This is a genomic window from Paenibacillus sp. FSL H8-0175 (assembly GCF_045040615.1).
GTDB classification, from domain to species: Bacteria; Bacillota; Bacilli; order Paenibacillales; family Paenibacillaceae; genus Paenibacillus_AQ; species Paenibacillus_AQ odorifer.
On record NZ_CP150299.1, the window covers coordinates 649,115 to 667,181 of the forward strand.

The following is an 18,067-nucleotide window of genomic DNA, read 5'->3' on the forward strand; positions in this document are numbered from 1 at the left end:
AAATCATTAGGGTGGAGTATGGGCTATGCAAATCAAAATTACAAAAAGTGGTTTGAAAAAGGACGAGGTATTTTTTCTCACAGAATTTGGGGAGGGCCGGGGAATCTGGTGTGGTGCTCCTGTGAATCCAGGGGCAGAAATGGATGTGGAATTCGAGCTTTCGGAGCTGCTTATGAGGTGGGTGGATATCCATCCTGTGCCTGCAGGTGAGTTCAACATCAGGCTCGAACAGGATAGGGTTATTTTTACGGGCGTGTTGGAGAATATTGAAGAAGATGGCACAGGATTTTTACGAATAGGTGAAGGGTTAGTGATGTTCGAGTGTCTCGGTGAACCTATGGCACTGGGTGTGTTCGTAGAATTGCAGGTCCGTGATGTGCGAATCTATCCCTTCAGTATTTGACGCTTCTTAGGGACTAAGATAACATACAAAGATAACATTAGATTCAGAAAGTTAAGCATGAGGAGTAGAAAGCTATGAACACCGAAATTCAGCAATTTAAGACCGAATTCTTCAAGGCGCTGGCTCATCCGATGCGTATTCGTATTCTGGAGCTGCTTAGCGAAGGTGAGAAGAATGTGAATGAACTGCAGGCTATTCTCGGCTCGGAAGGTTCTGCTGTATCCCAGCAGCTAGCTGTTTTACGCGCCAAAAATGTAGTAACCAGTGTGAAAGAAGGCACCACAGTCATTTATGCCTTACGTGATCCTCTGATCAAGGACCTTCTGGTTGTGGCCAAACAAATATTTGATAACCATCTCGTGAATACCATTTCATTGCTGGAAGGCATGCGCGGCGAGTGAAAATGGAATAGATTAACGTTATTTTGGCGTTGACAACAGTCGCGTCCTAGAGTAATGTTCTTCTTATATTCAAATAATCAGATATTTAAAGAAAAGAAGGTTTGAACATGACAGGGCGGGGTCGTTATAAAGGCTACAACATGAACGCTTTTCGCAAGGATTTGATATCAGGGACAATCGTCGGGGTTATTGCCATTCCTTTAGGGATGGCATTTGCTATTGCTTCTGGTGTAAAGCCGGAATATGGCATTTATACGACAATCGTTGCCGGCATATGTATTTCATTGTTCGGGGGATCGAAATTTCAGATTGGTGGACCGACAGGTGCATTTATTCCTATCTTGTTTGCCATTGGGATGCAGTATGGTTATGAGAACCTGCTGTTAGCGGGGATGATGGCGGGGGTTATTTTAGTCCTCATGGGATTGTTAAGGCTGGGTGTACTGATTAAATTTATTCCGAAGCCGGTCACGATTGGTTTCACAGCAGGCATAGCGGTTATTATCTTCACCGGACAGATTGCTAACTTCCTTGGGTTAAGGGATATTGAACGGCACGAGAGCTTTGTAGATAACATGAAAGAAATTGGACTTCATCTATCGACGATCAATGGATATAGTATCCTGACCGCCGCGATTTGTCTGGCCGTTGTTATCCTAGCGATTCGCTTCGCTCCGAAGGTGCCGGGTTCATTGGTCGGTCTTCTTTGTGCGACTGTCATAGCAGCGTTATTTTTTAGCGGTAAGGTGACTACGATTGGTTTGGCCTATGGGAATATCCCTAATACACTGCCAAGCTTCCGTTTTCCGACCATTACCTGGGAGCGGATTACACTGCTGATTCGTCCGGCCTTTATCATCGCGATGTTGGGTGCTATTGAATCCTTATTGTCAGCTGTCGTAGCTGATGGGATGACAGGCAGCCGCCATAACAGCAACCGTGAACTGATTGGTCAGGGAATCGCCAATATTGCAGCTCCATTGTTTGGAGGAATTCCAGCCACAGGTGCCATTGCCAGAACCGCCACAAATATCAAAAGCGGCGCAGTTTCTCCGATCTCAGGGATCGTTCATGGGGTAGTGGTATTCCTAATTCTTCTGTTGTTTGCACCCTATGCTTCTAGTATTCCGTTGGCAGCGATGGCTCCTATCTTGATGGTAGTAGCTTGGAATATGAGTGAGCGTAAACAATTTCTTCAATTGCTTAAAATCAAAACAGGCGATTCTTTGGTATTATTCATCACTTTCTTGTTGACGATATTTGCAGATTTAACGCTGGCCGTAGAGGTGGGATTGATTCTTGCGGTGATTTTGTTTGTGAAACGGATGGGAGAGGTTCATCTGGTATCCAAAGTATTGCCTGATCCTAATTCCGTCAAGGTAGGAGCACATATGGTAACGGAGAGTCATGATTGTCCGCAGATTGGGATTTATACCGTGGAAGGGCCGCTGTTTTTTGGCGCTGCGTATAGATTTGATGACACCATGCCGGGTTATGGCTCCGATCAGCCGAAAATTATATTAATGCGGATGGGAAAAGTGCCATTCATGGATACTACGGGTGAATCCAATCTGGCGGAGCTGGTGCGGCATCTCCATGCTGTTGGAGGGAAACTGATGATCTCCGGTGTTCAGCCGCAGCCGCTTGAGCTTCTTAAGAGAACCGGGCTATATGACAAAATAGGAGAGGCACAGTTCTATCATCATACCGGTGAAGCGATCAATGAAGCTCTTAGCAGTATTAATCACAATAAATGTATCGGATGCAGTCATGCGGCGTTTAGGGAGTGTACGGCATTATCCTGTCAGGAGGATGCAGGTGGACTACGAGGTCTGACAGGACGCAAGAAGCCAGCATTGCCTCTGAACTAATCAGCGGTACTTGAGCTTAATAAATAAAGTCGGCCTGGGCGCTATTCTTGCGTCTGGGCTTTTGTATTAAAATTGGACTTCGGAATTCTGAATTTGTACAATTGGGTATAAGTTTAATGTAATTAATATCGATAAGGAGAATATAAGCTCATGAAGGAATTGAATTATCCGAAGGTGTTTATGCTCTTGGCGGGATTGTCTGTCGCTACATTGGCGGTATATCGTGTAGTGTCACTTCAGACGGATTCGTTTTACGGTTTTTTAATTTGGAATTTGTTCTTAGCTTGGATTCCGTTTTTATTCTCCATGGCTGCTTATGAGCTAGACAAAAGGAAGATAGGCGGTTTATTACTTCTTCCTTTGGGTGTCGCGTGGTTGCTGTTCTTTCCCAACGCGCCTTATCTCATGACTGACCTGGTGCATTTAACGGTAAGAAAAAGTAGATATATCGTGGAGGGGGCCATTCAGAATCGCTACTGGTATGACTTGGTCACTCTTTTATTGTTCACCTGGAGTGGATGGTTGACCGGTTTTTTCTCATTGTATCAGTTCCAGACGGTCATTTATCGCAAAAGCAACCTGCTGTGGTCATGGGTATTCGTGCTTGCGGCATGTATGCTCGGGGGATATGGTGTACTGCTTGGCCGAGTCTACAGACTCAATAGCTGGGACGTCCTGACGGACAGGCATCAGTTGTATCAACTTGTTCTGGATAGCCTGAATCTCCAGTCCGTATTTTTCAGCTTGTTCATTGCCTTTGTCCTGCTGGTCATTTACGCGACGATGTATTGTCTACTCAATGCTCTTGGCACCGGAGAAAGACGAAGAGTTACCAGAGGGTACTAATCGGCACACTCCGGCTCAAACTGGAATTGCTTCAGATCTACCACACCTTTTTCATTAAAACTAACTCCCTCTCCCTGTAGATAGAGCCTCTGGAGGGAGTTAGACTCATCCTCAGTTAGTGCGATCATTCCCTTAGCATTAATGACCCGATGCCAGGGCAGCTTATATTTTTTGCTCATGGAGTGAAGGATGCGAACGACCTGCCTCGCTCCTCTTGGGCTGCCTGCCGCGCGGGCAACTCCTCCGTAGGTCATCACTTTACCTTCTGGTATAGACTGTATGATATGAATAACTCTCTCAGTAAATGGTGTCATAGCAAGCTCAAGCTCCTATATCTTATTTTTATCCAATGCTCAACAGATAAATCAATTCTAAACGAAACGGGGGACGAACAGGAGGATTTTTTGAGAATAGCAAAAAAGGGGTTGCAAAGCAATAAATACGCGTGGTATATTTTAACTGTAAAAATAATCTAAACGTTTAACAACGTGATTGAAAGAGTTCCATAATAAGATAGGAGAAGGTGTAATGAGGAAAACCAGCATTAAAGACATAGCCGCAAAGGCTAATGTTTCGATTGCTACAGTCTCCTATGTGCTTAATGGTACCCGCAATGTACGTTCCGATACAAGGGAACGAGTTGTTGCAGCCATTGAGGAGTTGAATTATAAGCCGAATGCTATTGCGAAGAGTCTCAAACTCAACCGTACGAATACAATAGGTGTTATTGCAGAAGATGTGACGGTATTTAACACCCCCGATATTATCGATGGAATTAATGATTTTGGAGATCGTAATGATTTGCATATTTTACTGGTGAATCTTCGTTTGGACAAGCGTATCGGCCGTAACTTCTCGAATACGGAAGACTATCGAAAGTATGCCGCTAATGCGGTTGCCGAACTGCTCAGTAATCAAGTGGATGGGATTATTTATATCGGTGTTCATCCCCGTGATTTAACGGGTTTAATCGATACGGAAGGTAAGCCTATTGTGTATACCTACTCTTACACACAGGACGATATCTCTATCCAGTATAATGATGAGCAAGCTGCTTACCAAGCCATGTCCTACTTGGTTAACCAAGGACATAGCAGAATTGCTGTAATCAGTGGTTTGATGGATTCAATCCCTTCCAGATTAAGACTGAACGGTTATTACAAGGCCGTTACTGAATATCAATTACCGTTCGATCCACTGTTAATTAAGATGGGAGACTGGGAGAGGGAATCAGGGTATCGTCTTACCTCCGAGTTGCTCGCTTTGCCGGAGCCTCCAACCGCGATTCTTTCCATGAATGATGTAATGGTTGTAGGTATTTTGCAGGCGGCAGAGGAAAAAGGGTTTAAAATACCGGATGATCTGTCGGTTGTCGGTTTTGATAATCGTGAATTCAGTGATTACTTACGCCCGCGTATAACAACAATGGGACTTCCGCTACATGAGATGGGCTATCAAGCTATTGAGGTGTTGTTCAATTTAATCAAGGGGACGAAGATGGATTCACTGACCATGCCGGAGTGCCGGTTGATCGAACGTGATTCTGTGGCTACGTTAAAAAATGCTGTGAGACAAAAATAAGTTTCACAGCTCCTTTTTCCTCATAAATCTAAACGTTTAACTTAAAATATTGAAGAGGTGCTAGGCAATGACGATTCTAGGCAACGAAAATTTCAGGATGGAGTTAAGCGACCGCGGAGCACTTCAGTCTCTGATATTACAGGGCGACCCTAGTGAAATGAACTGGGTAGTTGATCCGTCTTATTTGGAAGAGGCAGGTTATGCGGATACAGATAAGCTATTCGGAGAATGGACAATAGAGCTAGACGGGAATATCATAAAAAGCACTGATCTGTTGCCCAATATCACGCTAGAAGGAAAACACCGTGTAATTGTGGATTTTGAAGGCGCGCCGATTGCAATCAGACTTACATATTCTTTGGAAGATGAGCGACTAAGATGGACTATTGAAGCTATGAACCGCTCAACACAGTCTGTAAGAATTAATGGACTTCATGTGTGGTTTTCGCTCGCTTATGTCATGTACAGAGATGAAAATGTGCAGCGCAATATGAGTCAGTCCTGTGCAGTATTCCCCCATCTTGGTGGAGATTTCGCTAAAATTGCTGCCATTCGACGGAGCAACGAAGCACCACATCTGGGTGTTTATGGTGTTCAGGGCAGAACAGTAACCGTAGGTACTTATTGTAGTTATAAGAATCGTTTTCTTGAGCAGGTTTCCCCTTCTTTGGATGGTCTGCTGTATCATCGGTTATCGTTGGTGGAGGACGGATCATCTATGACCGAATCTGCAGCTGCCGACTGGATATATGGTGGCGCTTACAGTCCGCTGGATCTTGACGCTGGAGAGACCTCCAGCTGGGAATACATATTCCATCCCTGTCAGAATCGAGATGATTTCTATAGGCAGGGTATGGCCTATGGACATCCGCGCTGGAGCTATACGCCTGTATTAACCCGGGGAGGAAGGTTCGAAGCTGTTGTTGATCTGCCGCAGGGCCAGGCTCTACGTGAGCTGCGTTTGTATAGCACTTCAACGGCAACGGAGCTGATCCGCCAGGAGAATATTACGAACGAAGCTGTACGGTTGGAGTCAGGCAGCAGCTACACTATATCTTTACAGCGTTTGGAGCCGGGAGAACATAAGCTGGAGCTGGGGCTAGAAGATGGACGGACCGATATCCTGGTCTGGAATGTACTGGAGTCGATTGACCTGATTCTGGAAAAGAGAGCCGAGTGGTTGGTAAATAACAACTTTGGAGGGACAGGTGAGGCTGAGAGGCCATATGCCTTCCGTCCGCTATCGAATCAGGGAGAATCGCTGGGTAAGGTTGCTTTTCTTCTGATGAAGAATAGCATGGCCAAGGCTGTCCCCGAACAAGTAGCTAAGGCCGAGATTGCCGCAGTATTGGATGTGAAGGAGCATTGGTTTGAAGGCGGAGATTTCAATCATCCGCGTCCCTTGTATGGAGAATTCTACCGCATTTATGATCTGGATTATATTGGGCATGTCTTTTATCTATTGTCACGAATGGATGGTTCGTTACTTAAAATTCATTCTCCTAGAGAATATCTACAATGGGCTGCCGAAATCATGTGCCTTCGCCTAGACCCTGATCGGCATAGTGGGCAGCGTGAACAGGATGAGAGCCGTCTAAATGGTATATTTGTGCTCTATATTCTTGATTTATTAGAGGCACTGAAGCAGAGCGGTCTTTCAGAAGAGTATAAACGTCTACTTACCTTATGGGAGCAATTTGGCAGAAATCTGGAGACAGGGATACAGCAGTATGAGGGAGCTATAACGGAGCATTTTTACGATAATGCAGGATTTGGTCCTACCTGTGAAACATTGTGTCACCTTGGAAATAAAGAGGAGGCTCAGCGTTATGGGCAACTAATTCTGGCAAATATCGGATTCAGTAATGATTACAGAGTGCAGAATCCGGATCGCTGGTGGGAAGCTTTGTCGTATATGATTCATTCCCTTTGGGGTGGATTGGTAGCAGGTGCATCCCGGGTTGCCTATGAATTCCTTGGAGACCCTGAATATTTGGAAGCCGCTTACCGTTCTACGATGGCAGTATTCAATTGTTACGATTGGAATGTACGCTCTACTCCACGCCGTTTGTTGCCTGGAGAGGCAGCCTCTACATATAGTGTGGCAGCTCCTAACCTGAACATGCCAGAATTGTCGCGAAACCGTTTTGGGCAATCCGTATTTGTGGGGGCAAGTGATTCCTTGTTTGCTTCGCTGTTCTCGGGTGTGACAGGAGATGATTGGGATATGGGGGAGGAGCTAGTGGCCTATCTAATGGGCTTCGGGACAACCACATATTTGTACAGGGATCCACGCGGAAAGATGCGCTGTATTAACGGTTATATTGAAGAAGACTCGGAGGGCTGGATCGTAACAAGTTACGCTGCATATCCGTCAAGATATGTGCTGCTTGAGGATAAGCTCGAATATCGCACAACTGAGGGGATACTAGAGCCTCGCGTAAGACTGGCAGGCGGAGGAATATTCAGCCCTTGTCTGTAATCGCTAAGAATGACAAACCATGATGATTTTAGGCTAAAGCTTTAAATGCTTGGCTTGAAATAAATAGATATGAAAAAAAGGGAGGCAACAAACATGAAGTTTGGAAAACGTACTCTAGTTCTATCTTTAGCATCAATGATGGTTTTTTCCGCACTGGCAGGCTGTTCGGGCGATTCCAACAACGCGGCTCCAAAGGCATCTGAAGGGTCTGGAGCAGCCAACAAAGAAACTACGCCTGATAAAGATGTAACCTTGGAATTATTGTATTGGGGTGATGATGTACAGAAAAAGCTGGTAGAAGCGGCAGCAGAAAAATATACAGCCGACACCGGAGTGAAAATCAATGCACAAGTACTTCCAGCAGATGGCTCCTTTGATACATTTATTCAGACTCGGCTCGAATCCGGTGAACTTCCAGATATCAGTTATATGGGTGAAGGCGATATCCAAAAGTACAATGAAATGGGAATTATCGAAGATATCAGCGATTTATTAGCGGACGGAAGCATTCCTGAAAAACTATCAGCGATTACAATCCATTCACCTGAGCAAAAAGTGATTGGAGTCGGCCTATCCAACCAGTTGGAGCTGCTTTACTATAGCAAGTCCAAATTTGATGCAGCAGGTCTTGAATATCCACCCTCCAAAGTTGAAAATGCGTGGGATTGGGATACATTCGTGACAAACGCGAAAAAGCTAACGACAGATACTAAAGGAAAAACAGCGGCAGATGAAGGCTTTGATGCTGCTCTGACCGAGAACTACGGGCTTGGTATGACAGCGGGACGGGAGTTCCACCACTTCTGGGCAGCTTATGCCAACGGTGGCGGGATTGTTTCCCCGGATGGAAGGGAGTTTCAATGGGATTCTCCCAAAACAGTTGATGCCATCCAGAAGCTAGCTGATCTCGTTAACAAAGACAAGGTTGCATCCGCTTTCAATTACACTTGGAATTCTGGAATTGGTTCTGCGGTAGACGCTTTGAGTGGTGGTTATGCCATGGCAATCAGCGGCTCTTGGGATCTAGCTAATATCAAAGGTAATGAAGATATCGGCGTTGGCGTTCTGCCTAAGATGGAAAAGGCAGTAACGATGAACTGTGGTGCTCCGCTTGTTGTGTACAATACATCGAAGCACATTGAGGAAGCCAAGAAATTCTATGCTTACATGGTCAACCCTGAGAACAGTCTGGAGCTGCTGAAGAGTGGTGCGTGGTTGCCGAACCAGGCAGATTGGTATACCGATCCTACCTTGGTTGAAAAGTGGACCTCCGATCTTCCTGAAAGCGCAAAAGAAACTATCCTTAGTTATTCCACAACGAAAGACTCTATCGCACAATGGCCTGCATATTACGTTCCTGCCTACCTCAAGATGAATACTGAATATGAGAAATCTATTGATCAGGCGTTGGCAGGTAAGAAAAGTGTTAAAGAAGTCTATGACGCGATCATGCCAGCGATCAAGCAGTTGTTCGAGAGCGGCAAGGTTTCCTAATTAGAGCTTATATTTGAAAAGAGGGCTATTGCTTATGAACCCAGAGAGCAAAACCGAAACGGCTGCGGTCTATGTTAAAAAGCATGCCAGAGGTGTCACCAAAGAGGCGGTGGCTGGATATTTGTTTGCAGCACCGGCCATTATTGGATTTTTGGTATTGACGCTTTATCCGATGTTGGCCAGTTTGTTTTACAGCTTTCATAAAATAACGATTATGAGCGGAAGCCAAGTTATGGAGTGGATTGGACTGGATAATTTCCGGTACATATTCACCAATACCAGCTCCGAATTCAAGAAATCCATAACGGTAACCTTGATTTATGCCTTCATTAACGTGGCGCTTGTAATCACCTTTTGTCTGATTGTTGCACTCTTATTGAACCGTAAATTTATCGGCAGAAACTTGATGCGGGCTATATTCTTTCTGCCGTCTGTAGTTCCGATGCTGGCGACAACAATTGTGTGGCAGATGCTTCTACAGAACCAAGCCAAGGGTGGATTGCTTAACTGGATTTTATTGCAGATAGGAATTGCCCCTGTTGATTTCCTGACAGATCCCATCCGTATTTTTGAGACATTGTTTATCATGAGCTTGTGGACCTGTGGTGGGACGATTGTTGTGTTCATCGCTACGCTGCAGGATGTTCCGGGAGAATTGCTGGAAGCTATCGAGATGGACGGGGGAAATGCTTGGCACAAGTTCCTCAAAGTAACCTATCCGACGATCAAGCCTGTCCTCTTTTTCCAATTGATTATGTGCATGATGACCTCTATCCAGATTTATACGCAAAGTGTGGTGTTGTCCAGAAATGGTGCACCCGATCGGATGACTTATTTTATCAACGTTATGATCTATGACCATTCATTTGTTCAGGTAGGGATGCGCGGTTTGGCGTCTGCTGAGGCATGGGTCGTCTTCCTAATCACTATGGCCATTACTGGTGTGCTGTTCTACTTCCAGGGCGCATTTAAAAGGGACGATTCGATGGGCAAAAGAAAGAAGGCGAGATAATGGCGGCTACCGCAATTATGAATTATACAAGTATCCAGAAAAAAAAGAAAAGAGCTAAAGCCATCAATACCGGGCTGATTCTGCTCTCCTGTCTGCTCGCAGTGGTGTTTGCTTTTCCGCTTTATTGGCTGCTGCGAGGTGCCTTCGTGAGCCATACAGAAATACTGGCGCGGCCGCCTGTGTTTTTCCCTGAGTCACTAAATGTCGATAATTTTCGGCTTGGGTTGGAACGTATTCAGTTCCTGCGGCAGCTCTGGAATTCAGTTTCGATTGTAGTTCCTTATGTGATCGGGACGGTGCTGACGACAAGCTTTGCTGGGTATGCCTTTGCTAAGCTGAACTTTCCGCTGCGCGGGATGTGGTTCGTGCTGGTCATCAGTACGATGATGCTGCCTAGTGCCGTAACCCTGCTGCCACAATATTCTCTGTACACTTCTTTGGGACTAGCTGGCAAACCTGCTCTTATTATTCCGGCCTTTTTCTGTGCAGGCGGCAACGCGTATTTTGTCTTTTTGCTCCGGCAATTTTTTATGACGATTCCGCTAGAACTCAGTGAAGCTGCCAAGATTGACGGTGCGGGTTACTTCCGTATCTACTCCCGCATCATGCTGCCGCTTATACGTCCCGCAATGATTGTTGTGGCGTTGTTCAGCTTTATCAACTGTTGGAATGAATTTTTCTACACCATGATTTATTTAAAGACTGAAGCAGATTATACGCTGCCTATGGGCTTGTATATTGTGAACGGGATGCGCATTCCGAACTATGAACAGGTCATGGCACTGGCGCTCGTCGTTACAGCTCCTTGTCTAGTATTTTTCTTGATCGGCAACAAATATTTTGTTGAGGGCATTACATTAACAGGAATCAAGGGATAAAAAGGAGGAATTCATCCAAATGACAAGTCATAAATGGCCCAGAAGAGCTTCTGTAGCGGCATTATGCGCGGCTGTGGTATTAAATGCAGGGATTGTTCCCGTATCGGCTAACTACACGACTGATTTCTATCATGAAGGTGTAGGCACCGATTACGGGCAGGCGAAGTGGAAGGATAATTCTATTGTTAAGGAAGGCGTTAATTTCAGCGATGTCACCGTCGGAGAAATGATGCAAGCGATTGAAGCTTTTGATTTTGAGGCTTTTGCAAAAGATAATTCCGATTTGCCTTGGCTTGACGCCTTGCTAGTTAACGAAGGTGTCATTCCGGATGATGTCAACGACGAAGTTAGCGCCAATACATTGTTCAGCCGGGGAAGCGCTTTGTACATGAAGACTCAGGATAATACCAAGCTGGGTTTTGTGGGAACAGTGCATTACGCGGATACTTTGAACAAGGACACGATGTATAACATCACCCTTTCTACAGGAGACTTGGCGGAACAGAAAAATGTGCGGAAGAACTACCCGAGTCATGAGAATCAGACCTACACAAGCGGAGGCCTGGAGATTAACCAGCGGAAATTTATTTCCAGCTATAACAGTGCTGTAACGCTGCTTCAATTGAAGAATCCTACAGCCAGCGATATAACGTTGACGATAAAGGTTAAATCACCTTTTGTCTCAGCGGCTGAGGGTGATGAGCTGGTGGGTTACAGAGTGGCTGCTCCGCTAATGATAGGCAAAGCTGGGCAAAAGGTAGTTGAAGCAATGTCCTACGTGGATGTTCACCTGAGCGGAAACGGCATGAGTCCTTCCGGAAATGAACTGGTTAAAGAGATTACAGTGCCCGCCGGTGGCTCCGTTGACCAAAAGGTAGTCATGGGTTGGCTCGCGGATGAAATACCAGGCTCAAAGCTGCATTATGAGAGCTTTAAGGCTGCTGACAGCAATGATACAGCCTTCTCCGCACAGGTGCGGGAGTACAACGAGTGGTGGGCAGAGAACATTCCATATATCGATGTTCCCGATGAGAATGTGAAGAAGGTACTTTATTATCGTTGGTGGTGTAACCGCTTTAATTTGCTGGATGCCAACATTCCGGGCAATGACTGGCAGTTCCCGATGAACATGGAGGGCGTTCTTGGCTACAACAACGGGATTACGGTCAGTGTACCTTGGGCGATGCAGGATCTGAAATGGCTGCGTGATCCTTCCTACTTGTATGGAACCTGGCTGGCTCAAGGGGAATATTCCGAGAATAAGAACTATAAAAATAATCCCGGACGTCCTAACATCTGGACTTGGGATATGATGCAGAACACGTCGCAAGTAGGCTGGGATGCTTACAAGATTTACGGTGGTGGTCAGGAAATATTGAAGAAGTTCGCTGATTTTTCCGCCACTGATGTTACCGGCACACTTGAACATTTTAAAGGCACTAATCCAAATCTTGTTTATTATAACCATGGTCCGATTACAGGTAATGACGGAGATACCGTATCCATGCACTGGAATGGCAGTGGTAACTATGCTAGGCTGGATGGTTCTTCTACTACCTACGCCAATGCAGTGGCAACAGCGAAGATGTACGAGCAGCTTGGGGATACTGCGGGTGCAGCTAAAATGAACACTGTGGCGCAGAATATTAAGAATTCAATTCTGAATGAGATGTGGTACGACAAGGCTGACTTTGATGGTGACGGTGTGGCAGATACGAATGGTACAGGCAGCTTTTTGCACAAAAAAGTTGTGGGTGGTACCGATGTATTCAACCCTTGGCGGGATAATAACATGTTTGTCTTTAACTTTGGTGTAGTACCAACTGAAGGTGAAGAAGGATATGAGGCGAAATATTTATCCCAGTTGTCTGATTACGCAGATCCGAATTATTATCCGATCTTTCCTTTCTTTACAGCGGATCAGAACAGCATTATGAAGCGGGTGGAAGATTTCAAGAATGGCAAGACGGATGCCTTCGGTACAGACCAGTTCGCATGGTGTAACTTCGGCAACTATATTAATACCGTTCGTGCCTCTCTGCGCTATTATCCTATAGATAACATCAATAGTGACGTTTACAAAACACTGTTTGATTGGGGCGCTTGGTTGCATACAGTGGAGCCGGGCAATACGGACCACCTGGACTCTAATGAATTTTTCTGGCTGGAGGATTACTTCTTCGGCACGCCATGGACAAAAGACAATCCTCCTAACCCTAGTGGAGATATGGTACGGGCATGGATTCACCACGATACGCTTGGCATGATGAATTACACTGTGGTTGAAGATATGGCGGGTATTCAGCCACGGACAGATGACAAGATCGAGCTATGGCCGATTAATGTTGATTATGACTATTTTGCTGTAGATAACGTGCGTTATCATGATGCTAACTTATCTATCGTATGGCAGGATCCTGCTAAATACAGCGACAATCCTCATTATCAAGGTATTCCAGCAGGTTATTCGCTCTTCATTAATGATGAACTCGTAATGACAACTAACGAAATGTCCCATCTGATTTATGATACAGCTACTGGTAAGGTGGAAAAACCTTCAGGTGATGTAACTGGGGCTGTTGGCGATAACTCGAAGACACAGGTGTTATATGAAAAAGGCAGTGCTACGACACTTGCTGCGGCAGATCAAACATCCCTAGCTAGCAATGAGAAGACTGTCGATATGTTTAATAAAGCAGGCGTAGATATTGTTAATGACGGTACGAATCTGGCTGTTGCTTCAGGCACTACTGTTGAATCGACTTATATCAAGAGCGGTTCGAACATCCGCAACCTGGCGGACAATTCGACAATCGCATCGATTAATCATACGTCAAACACAGCTTTATTCGGAGGTTCGCCGAATTCCGTCGATACGGTTACGTTCAAATTTGATGGAGTCCAGGCTGTGGACAATGTAAAAGTCTATTTCTATAATGACCGGCTTCTGAACGGTTATGGTACACCACAGACATTCGGTGTCGAATATCAGGATGCTGATGGAAGTTGGAAACCAGTGGAGGGGCAATTCCGCTATCCGGAGTATATTGCTTCCAACTATAACAATGTAGAGTTCCAAAAGGTTAACACTGCAGCGATTCGCATTCATGTGACGCATTCGCTGGAACTTGCGACCGCCATCAAGGAGATTCAGATCTACAACAATAATCTGGAGGTTAAGGCGGCTGCCAATCAGGCACCAAAGGTTTATCTAGAAACACCATTGAAGGTTGAGCAAAATGTGCCTCTGACGATTATGCCGCAAATCGTTGATGATGGATTGCCAAGTGGCAAGCTGACTTATACCTGGGAGAAGATTTCAGGTGAAGGAGAAGTAGAGGAGACAGGGCTTGATAAGGCCATGCTGCAAGCAACCTTTAAGGCGACTGGTGAATATGAATACCGCCTGACTGTTAGCGATGGGGAACTTGAAACTGTCGTGAAGGTTCCAGTCACCGTATTTGTAGCTACTGCAGAACTGACAGAGATGATCGCGAAGTTTGCGGATCGGGATTCCGGCAGACTTGTCCGGAACAAGGATGATTTTACTGCGGCAACATGGCAAGAGCTGCAAGCTGCACTGACTGCTGCCAAGGCATTGCTGGCTCAGGGAGAATATACACTGGAAGAGATCAAAGTGGCAACGGATCAAATGCGGATGGCGGTGGATAACCTTAGATACAGAAATGCTGCCCTTTTGGCTACGCCTAGTGCCTCTTACACTTCGGCATGGGAGTCTGTGTATGGCGTTAATGATGGTTATATCCCTTATACTTCAGCAAGTATTTACAATAGCGAAGCAGAAACTCAGTATGGGAACTGGGGCGGTCCCGGTGAAAGCCACTGGCTACAACTGACCTGGAAAGAGCCCGTGACTTTGTCAGGCAGCTCCGTGTACTTCTATGATGATGAAGGCGGTGTACAGGTACCGGGAGATTATAGCTTCGAATATTGGGATAAGGATGCCGGAAAATATGTGCCGGTAACGGGCTTGAGCGAGAAAGGCAAAGCAAGAAATGCATTTAACGAGGTAACCTTTGACGAGGTGAAGACGGATAAACTCCGTTTGATTCTTAATAAGCAGTCCACTAGTATTTGGACAGGCGTTAAGGAATGGCGGGCAATTTCGTCTAAGCCAGAAGGAGAAGTTCCTGCTCCCGGCGACCATGGTGCGATTGTAAGCATTGAACAGATTGCGGTGAGTACGACAGTTAACGTCGTGCCTAATCTTCCAGCTAAGGTTACGGTAACTTACGCCGATAAAACGACAGGCTTGGCAAGTGTGGTATGGGAGGAAATTCCCCTTAACAAACTCACCATTGCTACAGACTTCACTATATTTGGTAAAGTGGCGGGCACCGATATTGCTGCCAGCTGCCGCATCAGTGTGAGGTACGATAAATCTAAACTTAAAGCAGCCATTGATACAGCGGAAGATCCTTCGGTAAATGAAGAGAATTATACCGGAACGCCTGAGCAATGGGAGGCACTACGCATTGCACTAGAGGCTGCTAAAGCCACTTATGCAAATGACGGTGCTACCGATGGTGATATTAATGTGGCATATTCCAATTTGAAAAATGCCTTTGAAGCCTTACAGCCTGTCGAAGCTCATGATGCAACGATCAGCGGAATCACAATTCCGGGCGGATCTATTGATCAGGTAGCCAAAGAAATTATTTTACCGGATACGACTACACTTGATGAGCTGAAGGAAGGACTTACTGTGCCGGTAGGGGTTACCTTCGCTGTGTATGAACCCGATAGCATTACTATTGCGGGAGAAATTCAAACGGGTTACAAGGTCATTGTGACGGCACTGGATAAAACAACGACCAGAACGTATACCTTAACATTAGTTTCTGTAAATCCACCTCTCATAACGGCAGCCTTGGAGGAGAAGCTTAGAGCAATAGAGGCTCTGGATAAGAGCCTTTATGTAGAGGAGAGCTGGAATACTCTTGAGAAAGAGGTAGCACGTGCAGTGATGTTGCTGGAGAGTGGAACTGCTACTCAGGCAGACATTGATGAGGCATTAAGTCAGCTTACTGCGGCGGTTGCGGGCCTGAAGTTGCTTTCAGAAGCTACGCCAACACCTACGCCAACACCTGCACCGACAACGACACCAACGCCAACGGCAACGCCGAAACCAACAGAGGCACCGGGTACTTATGTGCCTGTAGCCACGGCAAAACCTTCGCCTAGCGCGTCTGCGACAGCTGCCCCTGCTGTAAGCAATGGTAAAATCATTGTCCAGATGGTTATCGGAGCAGATGGAAAAGCATTGGCTGAACTGGCTGCCACAGATGTTGAAAAGGCAGCAAAGGATGCAAAGGATGGTATTCTGTCCATTGTCGTGAATCCTACCGGAAACGCGAAACAAATTGTAGTTGAGCTGCCACTGCAGTCACTGGCAGCAGCGGGGAATGTTAAATCCCTCAAGATTGATACAGGAACAGCAAGCATAATGCTGCCGGAAAATTTCCTTAAGACTTACAAAGATGCTAAGAACAGCAAACTTAAGCTTATTGTGGGCACTGGAGATATATCCGGATTGCCACTTTCGGTAAGCAGTCAGTTGAATGCAGGTACAATTAAAGACATCAGTCTTAGCGTAGATGGTGTGATTATTCCAGGCGATGTACTGAAGACATCGGGGATCAAGCTGGCACTTCCTTATACGCTGAAGTCTGGTGAGAAAGCACATAAAGTAGTGGTTTATTACTTGAACAGTAATCAGCAACTAGAGATCGTTAAGAACGGAAGATTTAATACAGGAACACAGATGCTTGAGTTAAATTTGCAACAGCTTGGCAGTTATGTAGTGGTTCACTCGAATGTTTCATTCAAAGATACCGCTACAGCTAATTGGGCGGTAAACAGTATTGAAGCACTCGCAGCACGAGGCGCAATCCAAGGGATGGATGCTGAACACTTTAATCCAAGTGGAAATGTGACCCGTGCAGAATTCATCAAAATATTGATGAACGCTTTTGATTTACTAGATGAGACGGCTGTAAGCACATTTACAGACGTTAAGGATGGGGCATGGTATGCCAGTCCGATTGCGAGCGCTCAAAAGCTCGGTATTGTTAAAGGCAAAGCGGATGGCAACTTTGGTGCAAGCGAGGAGATTACTCGTCAGGAAATGGCGGTCATGATTTATCGTTTGGCTCAGACGATTAATATCCCATTGACCGACGGAACAAAGGCTTCTGGTGAAGCATTCTCTGATGTGAACCAGTTGTCTGCGGATGCAGCCAAAGCTGTAGAAGCGATGCGTATTAGTGGAATTATTAACGGTATGACATCCAACCAATTTGGACCAAACGGCAAGGCTACAAGAGCGCAAGCAGCGACCGTGATCTTCCGCCTGTTTGAGCAGCTTCAATAATCGTGCAGCAATACAAGATATAAAAAAGACGCAGGTGTCCCGTAGTCATGATCATGACTGCTGGGCACCTGTGTTTTTTTGCTGCCAACCCCAAACGCCTAATCTCATGCTCGTATCCACCACGCTCTTAAAACAAACTTTGCTTCATGGTATGTAATTTGCACGCAAGAGATCGCTAACGGACCCAGTAGCCCCTAAACGTTGCATTTATCGACTTTTGGTGTGCTATCGGACCCAATAGTCGCTATTGGCATGAAAATCGCCCGATTAGAGCCACTTTTGATGAGATAGCTGCACTGGAGTCCGAAAATGTGCCCAAAAGGCGGTAATTGAGCCAATAACGCCTCCTGAGTCCGTAAGCGTCTGAGGATGCACTCGGTGTTATCGTACCTAGATCTGTAAGTACTTGAGAGTGTATTCGTGTTATCGTGCTAGGTGCGTAAGCCCAAAGGATGAGTGTGACTCGGCGGCAACGGACCCAGTAGTCCCTAAACGTTGCATTTATCGACTTTTGGCGTGCTATCGGACTCCATAGTCGCTATTGGCATAAAAATCGCCCGAACAGAGCCACTTTGAATGAAATAGCTGCACTGGAGTCCGAAACTGTGCCCAAAAGGCGGTAATTGAGCAAATAACGCCCTCTGAGTCCATAAGTGTCTGAGGATGTATGCGGTGTTGCGTGCCTGAGCCGAAAGTGTCTGAGGA

At 45.8% G+C, this 18,067-nt stretch carries 11 protein-coding genes; 10 read left to right on the forward strand and 1 reads right to left on the reverse strand.

All coding sequences use genetic code 11. The features are described 5' to 3' along the window. The first annotated feature begins 25 nt into the window (after nucleotides 1–25). The 4 genes from MHH46_RS02900 to MHH46_RS02915 all read left to right on the forward strand — a co-directional run bounded on the left by MHH46_RS02900 (nucleotide 26) and on the right by MHH46_RS02915 (nucleotide 3,521). Complete coding sequence (locus MHH46_RS02900; RefSeq protein ID WP_076185165.1) at nucleotides 26–403, forward strand: hypothetical protein; 378 nt, start codon at nucleotides 26–28, stop codon at nucleotides 401–403. 74 nt (nucleotides 404–477) lie between these two features. Further along, the gene (locus MHH46_RS02905) at nucleotides 478–804 is read left to right on the forward strand and encodes a metalloregulator ArsR/SmtB family transcription factor (protein WP_036676741.1); all 327 of its coding nucleotides are present in this window, start codon (nucleotides 478–480) and stop codon (nucleotides 802–804) included. 107 nt (nucleotides 805–911) lie between these two features. Continuing rightward, nucleotides 912–2,675 carry a SulP family inorganic anion transporter gene (locus MHH46_RS02910; RefSeq protein ID WP_076124440.1) on the forward strand — a complete coding sequence of 588 codons (1,764 nt, stop codon included), beginning with the start codon at nucleotides 912–914 and terminating at the stop codon, nucleotides 2,673–2,675. 150 nt (nucleotides 2,676–2,825) lie between these two features. Continuing rightward, on the forward strand, nucleotides 2,826–3,521 hold the full coding sequence (locus tag MHH46_RS02915) for a DUF1361 domain-containing protein (protein ID WP_038568569.1): 696 nt from the start codon (nucleotides 2,826–2,828) through the stop codon (nucleotides 3,519–3,521). On the opposite strand, the gene MHH46_RS02920 is transcribed toward MHH46_RS02915, so the two are convergent. Then, nucleotides 3,518–3,835: an MGMT family protein gene (locus MHH46_RS02920; RefSeq protein WP_076124439.1), complete on the reverse strand. Its 318-nt coding sequence runs from the start codon at nucleotides 3,833–3,835 to the stop codon at nucleotides 3,518–3,520. The two genes, MHH46_RS02915 and MHH46_RS02920, sit on opposite strands and share 4 nt — an antisense overlap. Nucleotides 3,836–4,049: 214 nt before the next feature. Here MHH46_RS02920 and MHH46_RS02925 point away from each other — a divergent pair, with 214 nt between their 5' ends. The 6 genes from MHH46_RS02925 (at nucleotide 4,050) to MHH46_RS02950 (ending at nucleotide 17,362) form a co-directional block, all read left to right on the forward strand. Then, nucleotides 4,050–5,102 (forward strand): LacI family DNA-binding transcriptional regulator, encoded by a 1,053-nt coding sequence (locus tag MHH46_RS02925; protein ID WP_076193723.1) that lies wholly within the window; start codon nucleotides 4,050–4,052, stop codon nucleotides 5,100–5,102. A 67-nt stretch (nucleotides 5,103–5,169) separates the two neighbouring features. Further along, nucleotides 5,170–7,584: a hypothetical protein gene (locus MHH46_RS02930; RefSeq protein WP_076193726.1), complete on the forward strand. Its 2,415-nt coding sequence runs from the start codon at nucleotides 5,170–5,172 to the stop codon at nucleotides 7,582–7,584. 93 nt (nucleotides 7,585–7,677) lie between these two features. Next, nucleotides 7,678–9,078, forward strand: coding sequence for an extracellular solute-binding protein (locus tag MHH46_RS02935; RefSeq protein WP_076193728.1), 1,401 nt, complete (start codon nucleotides 7,678–7,680; stop codon nucleotides 9,076–9,078). Nucleotides 9,079–9,112: 34 nt separating this feature from the next. Then, nucleotides 9,113–10,090: a carbohydrate ABC transporter permease gene (locus MHH46_RS02940; protein WP_081383334.1), complete on the forward strand. Its 978-nt coding sequence runs from the start codon at nucleotides 9,113–9,115 to the stop codon at nucleotides 10,088–10,090. Continuing rightward, nucleotides 10,090–10,968 (forward strand): carbohydrate ABC transporter permease, encoded by an 879-nt coding sequence (locus MHH46_RS02945; RefSeq protein ID WP_081383335.1) that lies wholly within the window; start codon nucleotides 10,090–10,092, stop codon nucleotides 10,966–10,968. The genes MHH46_RS02940 and MHH46_RS02945 overlap by 1 nt, the downstream gene beginning before the upstream one ends. 19 nt (nucleotides 10,969–10,987) lie before the next feature. Beyond that, nucleotides 10,988–17,362, forward strand: coding sequence for an S-layer homology domain-containing protein (locus tag MHH46_RS02950; protein ID WP_076193730.1), 6,375 nt, complete (start codon nucleotides 10,988–10,990; stop codon nucleotides 17,360–17,362). Nucleotides 17,363–18,067: the final 705 nt, after the last annotated feature.

Coding starts and splice junctions, on each gene's coding strand:
- MHH46_RS02940 (WP_081383334.1), top strand. CDS start 9,113: ATGAACCCAGAGAGCAAAACCGAAACGGCTGCGGTCTATGTTAAAAAG.
- MHH46_RS02935 (WP_076193728.1), top strand. CDS start 7,678: ATGAAGTTTGGAAAACGTACTCTAGTTCTATCTTTAGCATCAATGATG.
- MHH46_RS02930 (WP_076193726.1), top strand. CDS start 5,170: ATGACGATTCTAGGCAACGAAAATTTCAGGATGGAGTTAAGCGACCGC.
- MHH46_RS02925 (WP_076193723.1), top strand. CDS start 4,050: ATGAGGAAAACCAGCATTAAAGACATAGCCGCAAAGGCTAATGTTTCG.
- MHH46_RS02920 (WP_076124439.1), bottom strand. CDS start 3,835: ATGACACCATTTACTGAGAGAGTTATTCATATCATACAGTCTATACCA.
- MHH46_RS02945 (WP_081383335.1), top strand. CDS start 10,090: ATGGCGGCTACCGCAATTATGAATTATACAAGTATCCAGAAAAAAAAG.
- MHH46_RS02915 (WP_038568569.1), top strand. CDS start 2,826: ATGAAGGAATTGAATTATCCGAAGGTGTTTATGCTCTTGGCGGGATTG.
- MHH46_RS02950 (WP_076193730.1), top strand. CDS start 10,988: ATGACAAGTCATAAATGGCCCAGAAGAGCTTCTGTAGCGGCATTATGC.
- MHH46_RS02905 (WP_036676741.1), top strand. CDS start 478: ATGAACACCGAAATTCAGCAATTTAAGACCGAATTCTTCAAGGCGCTG.
- MHH46_RS02900 (WP_076185165.1), top strand. CDS start 26: ATGCAAATCAAAATTACAAAAAGTGGTTTGAAAAAGGACGAGGTATTT.
- MHH46_RS02910 (WP_076124440.1), top strand. CDS start 912: ATGACAGGGCGGGGTCGTTATAAAGGCTACAACATGAACGCTTTTCGC.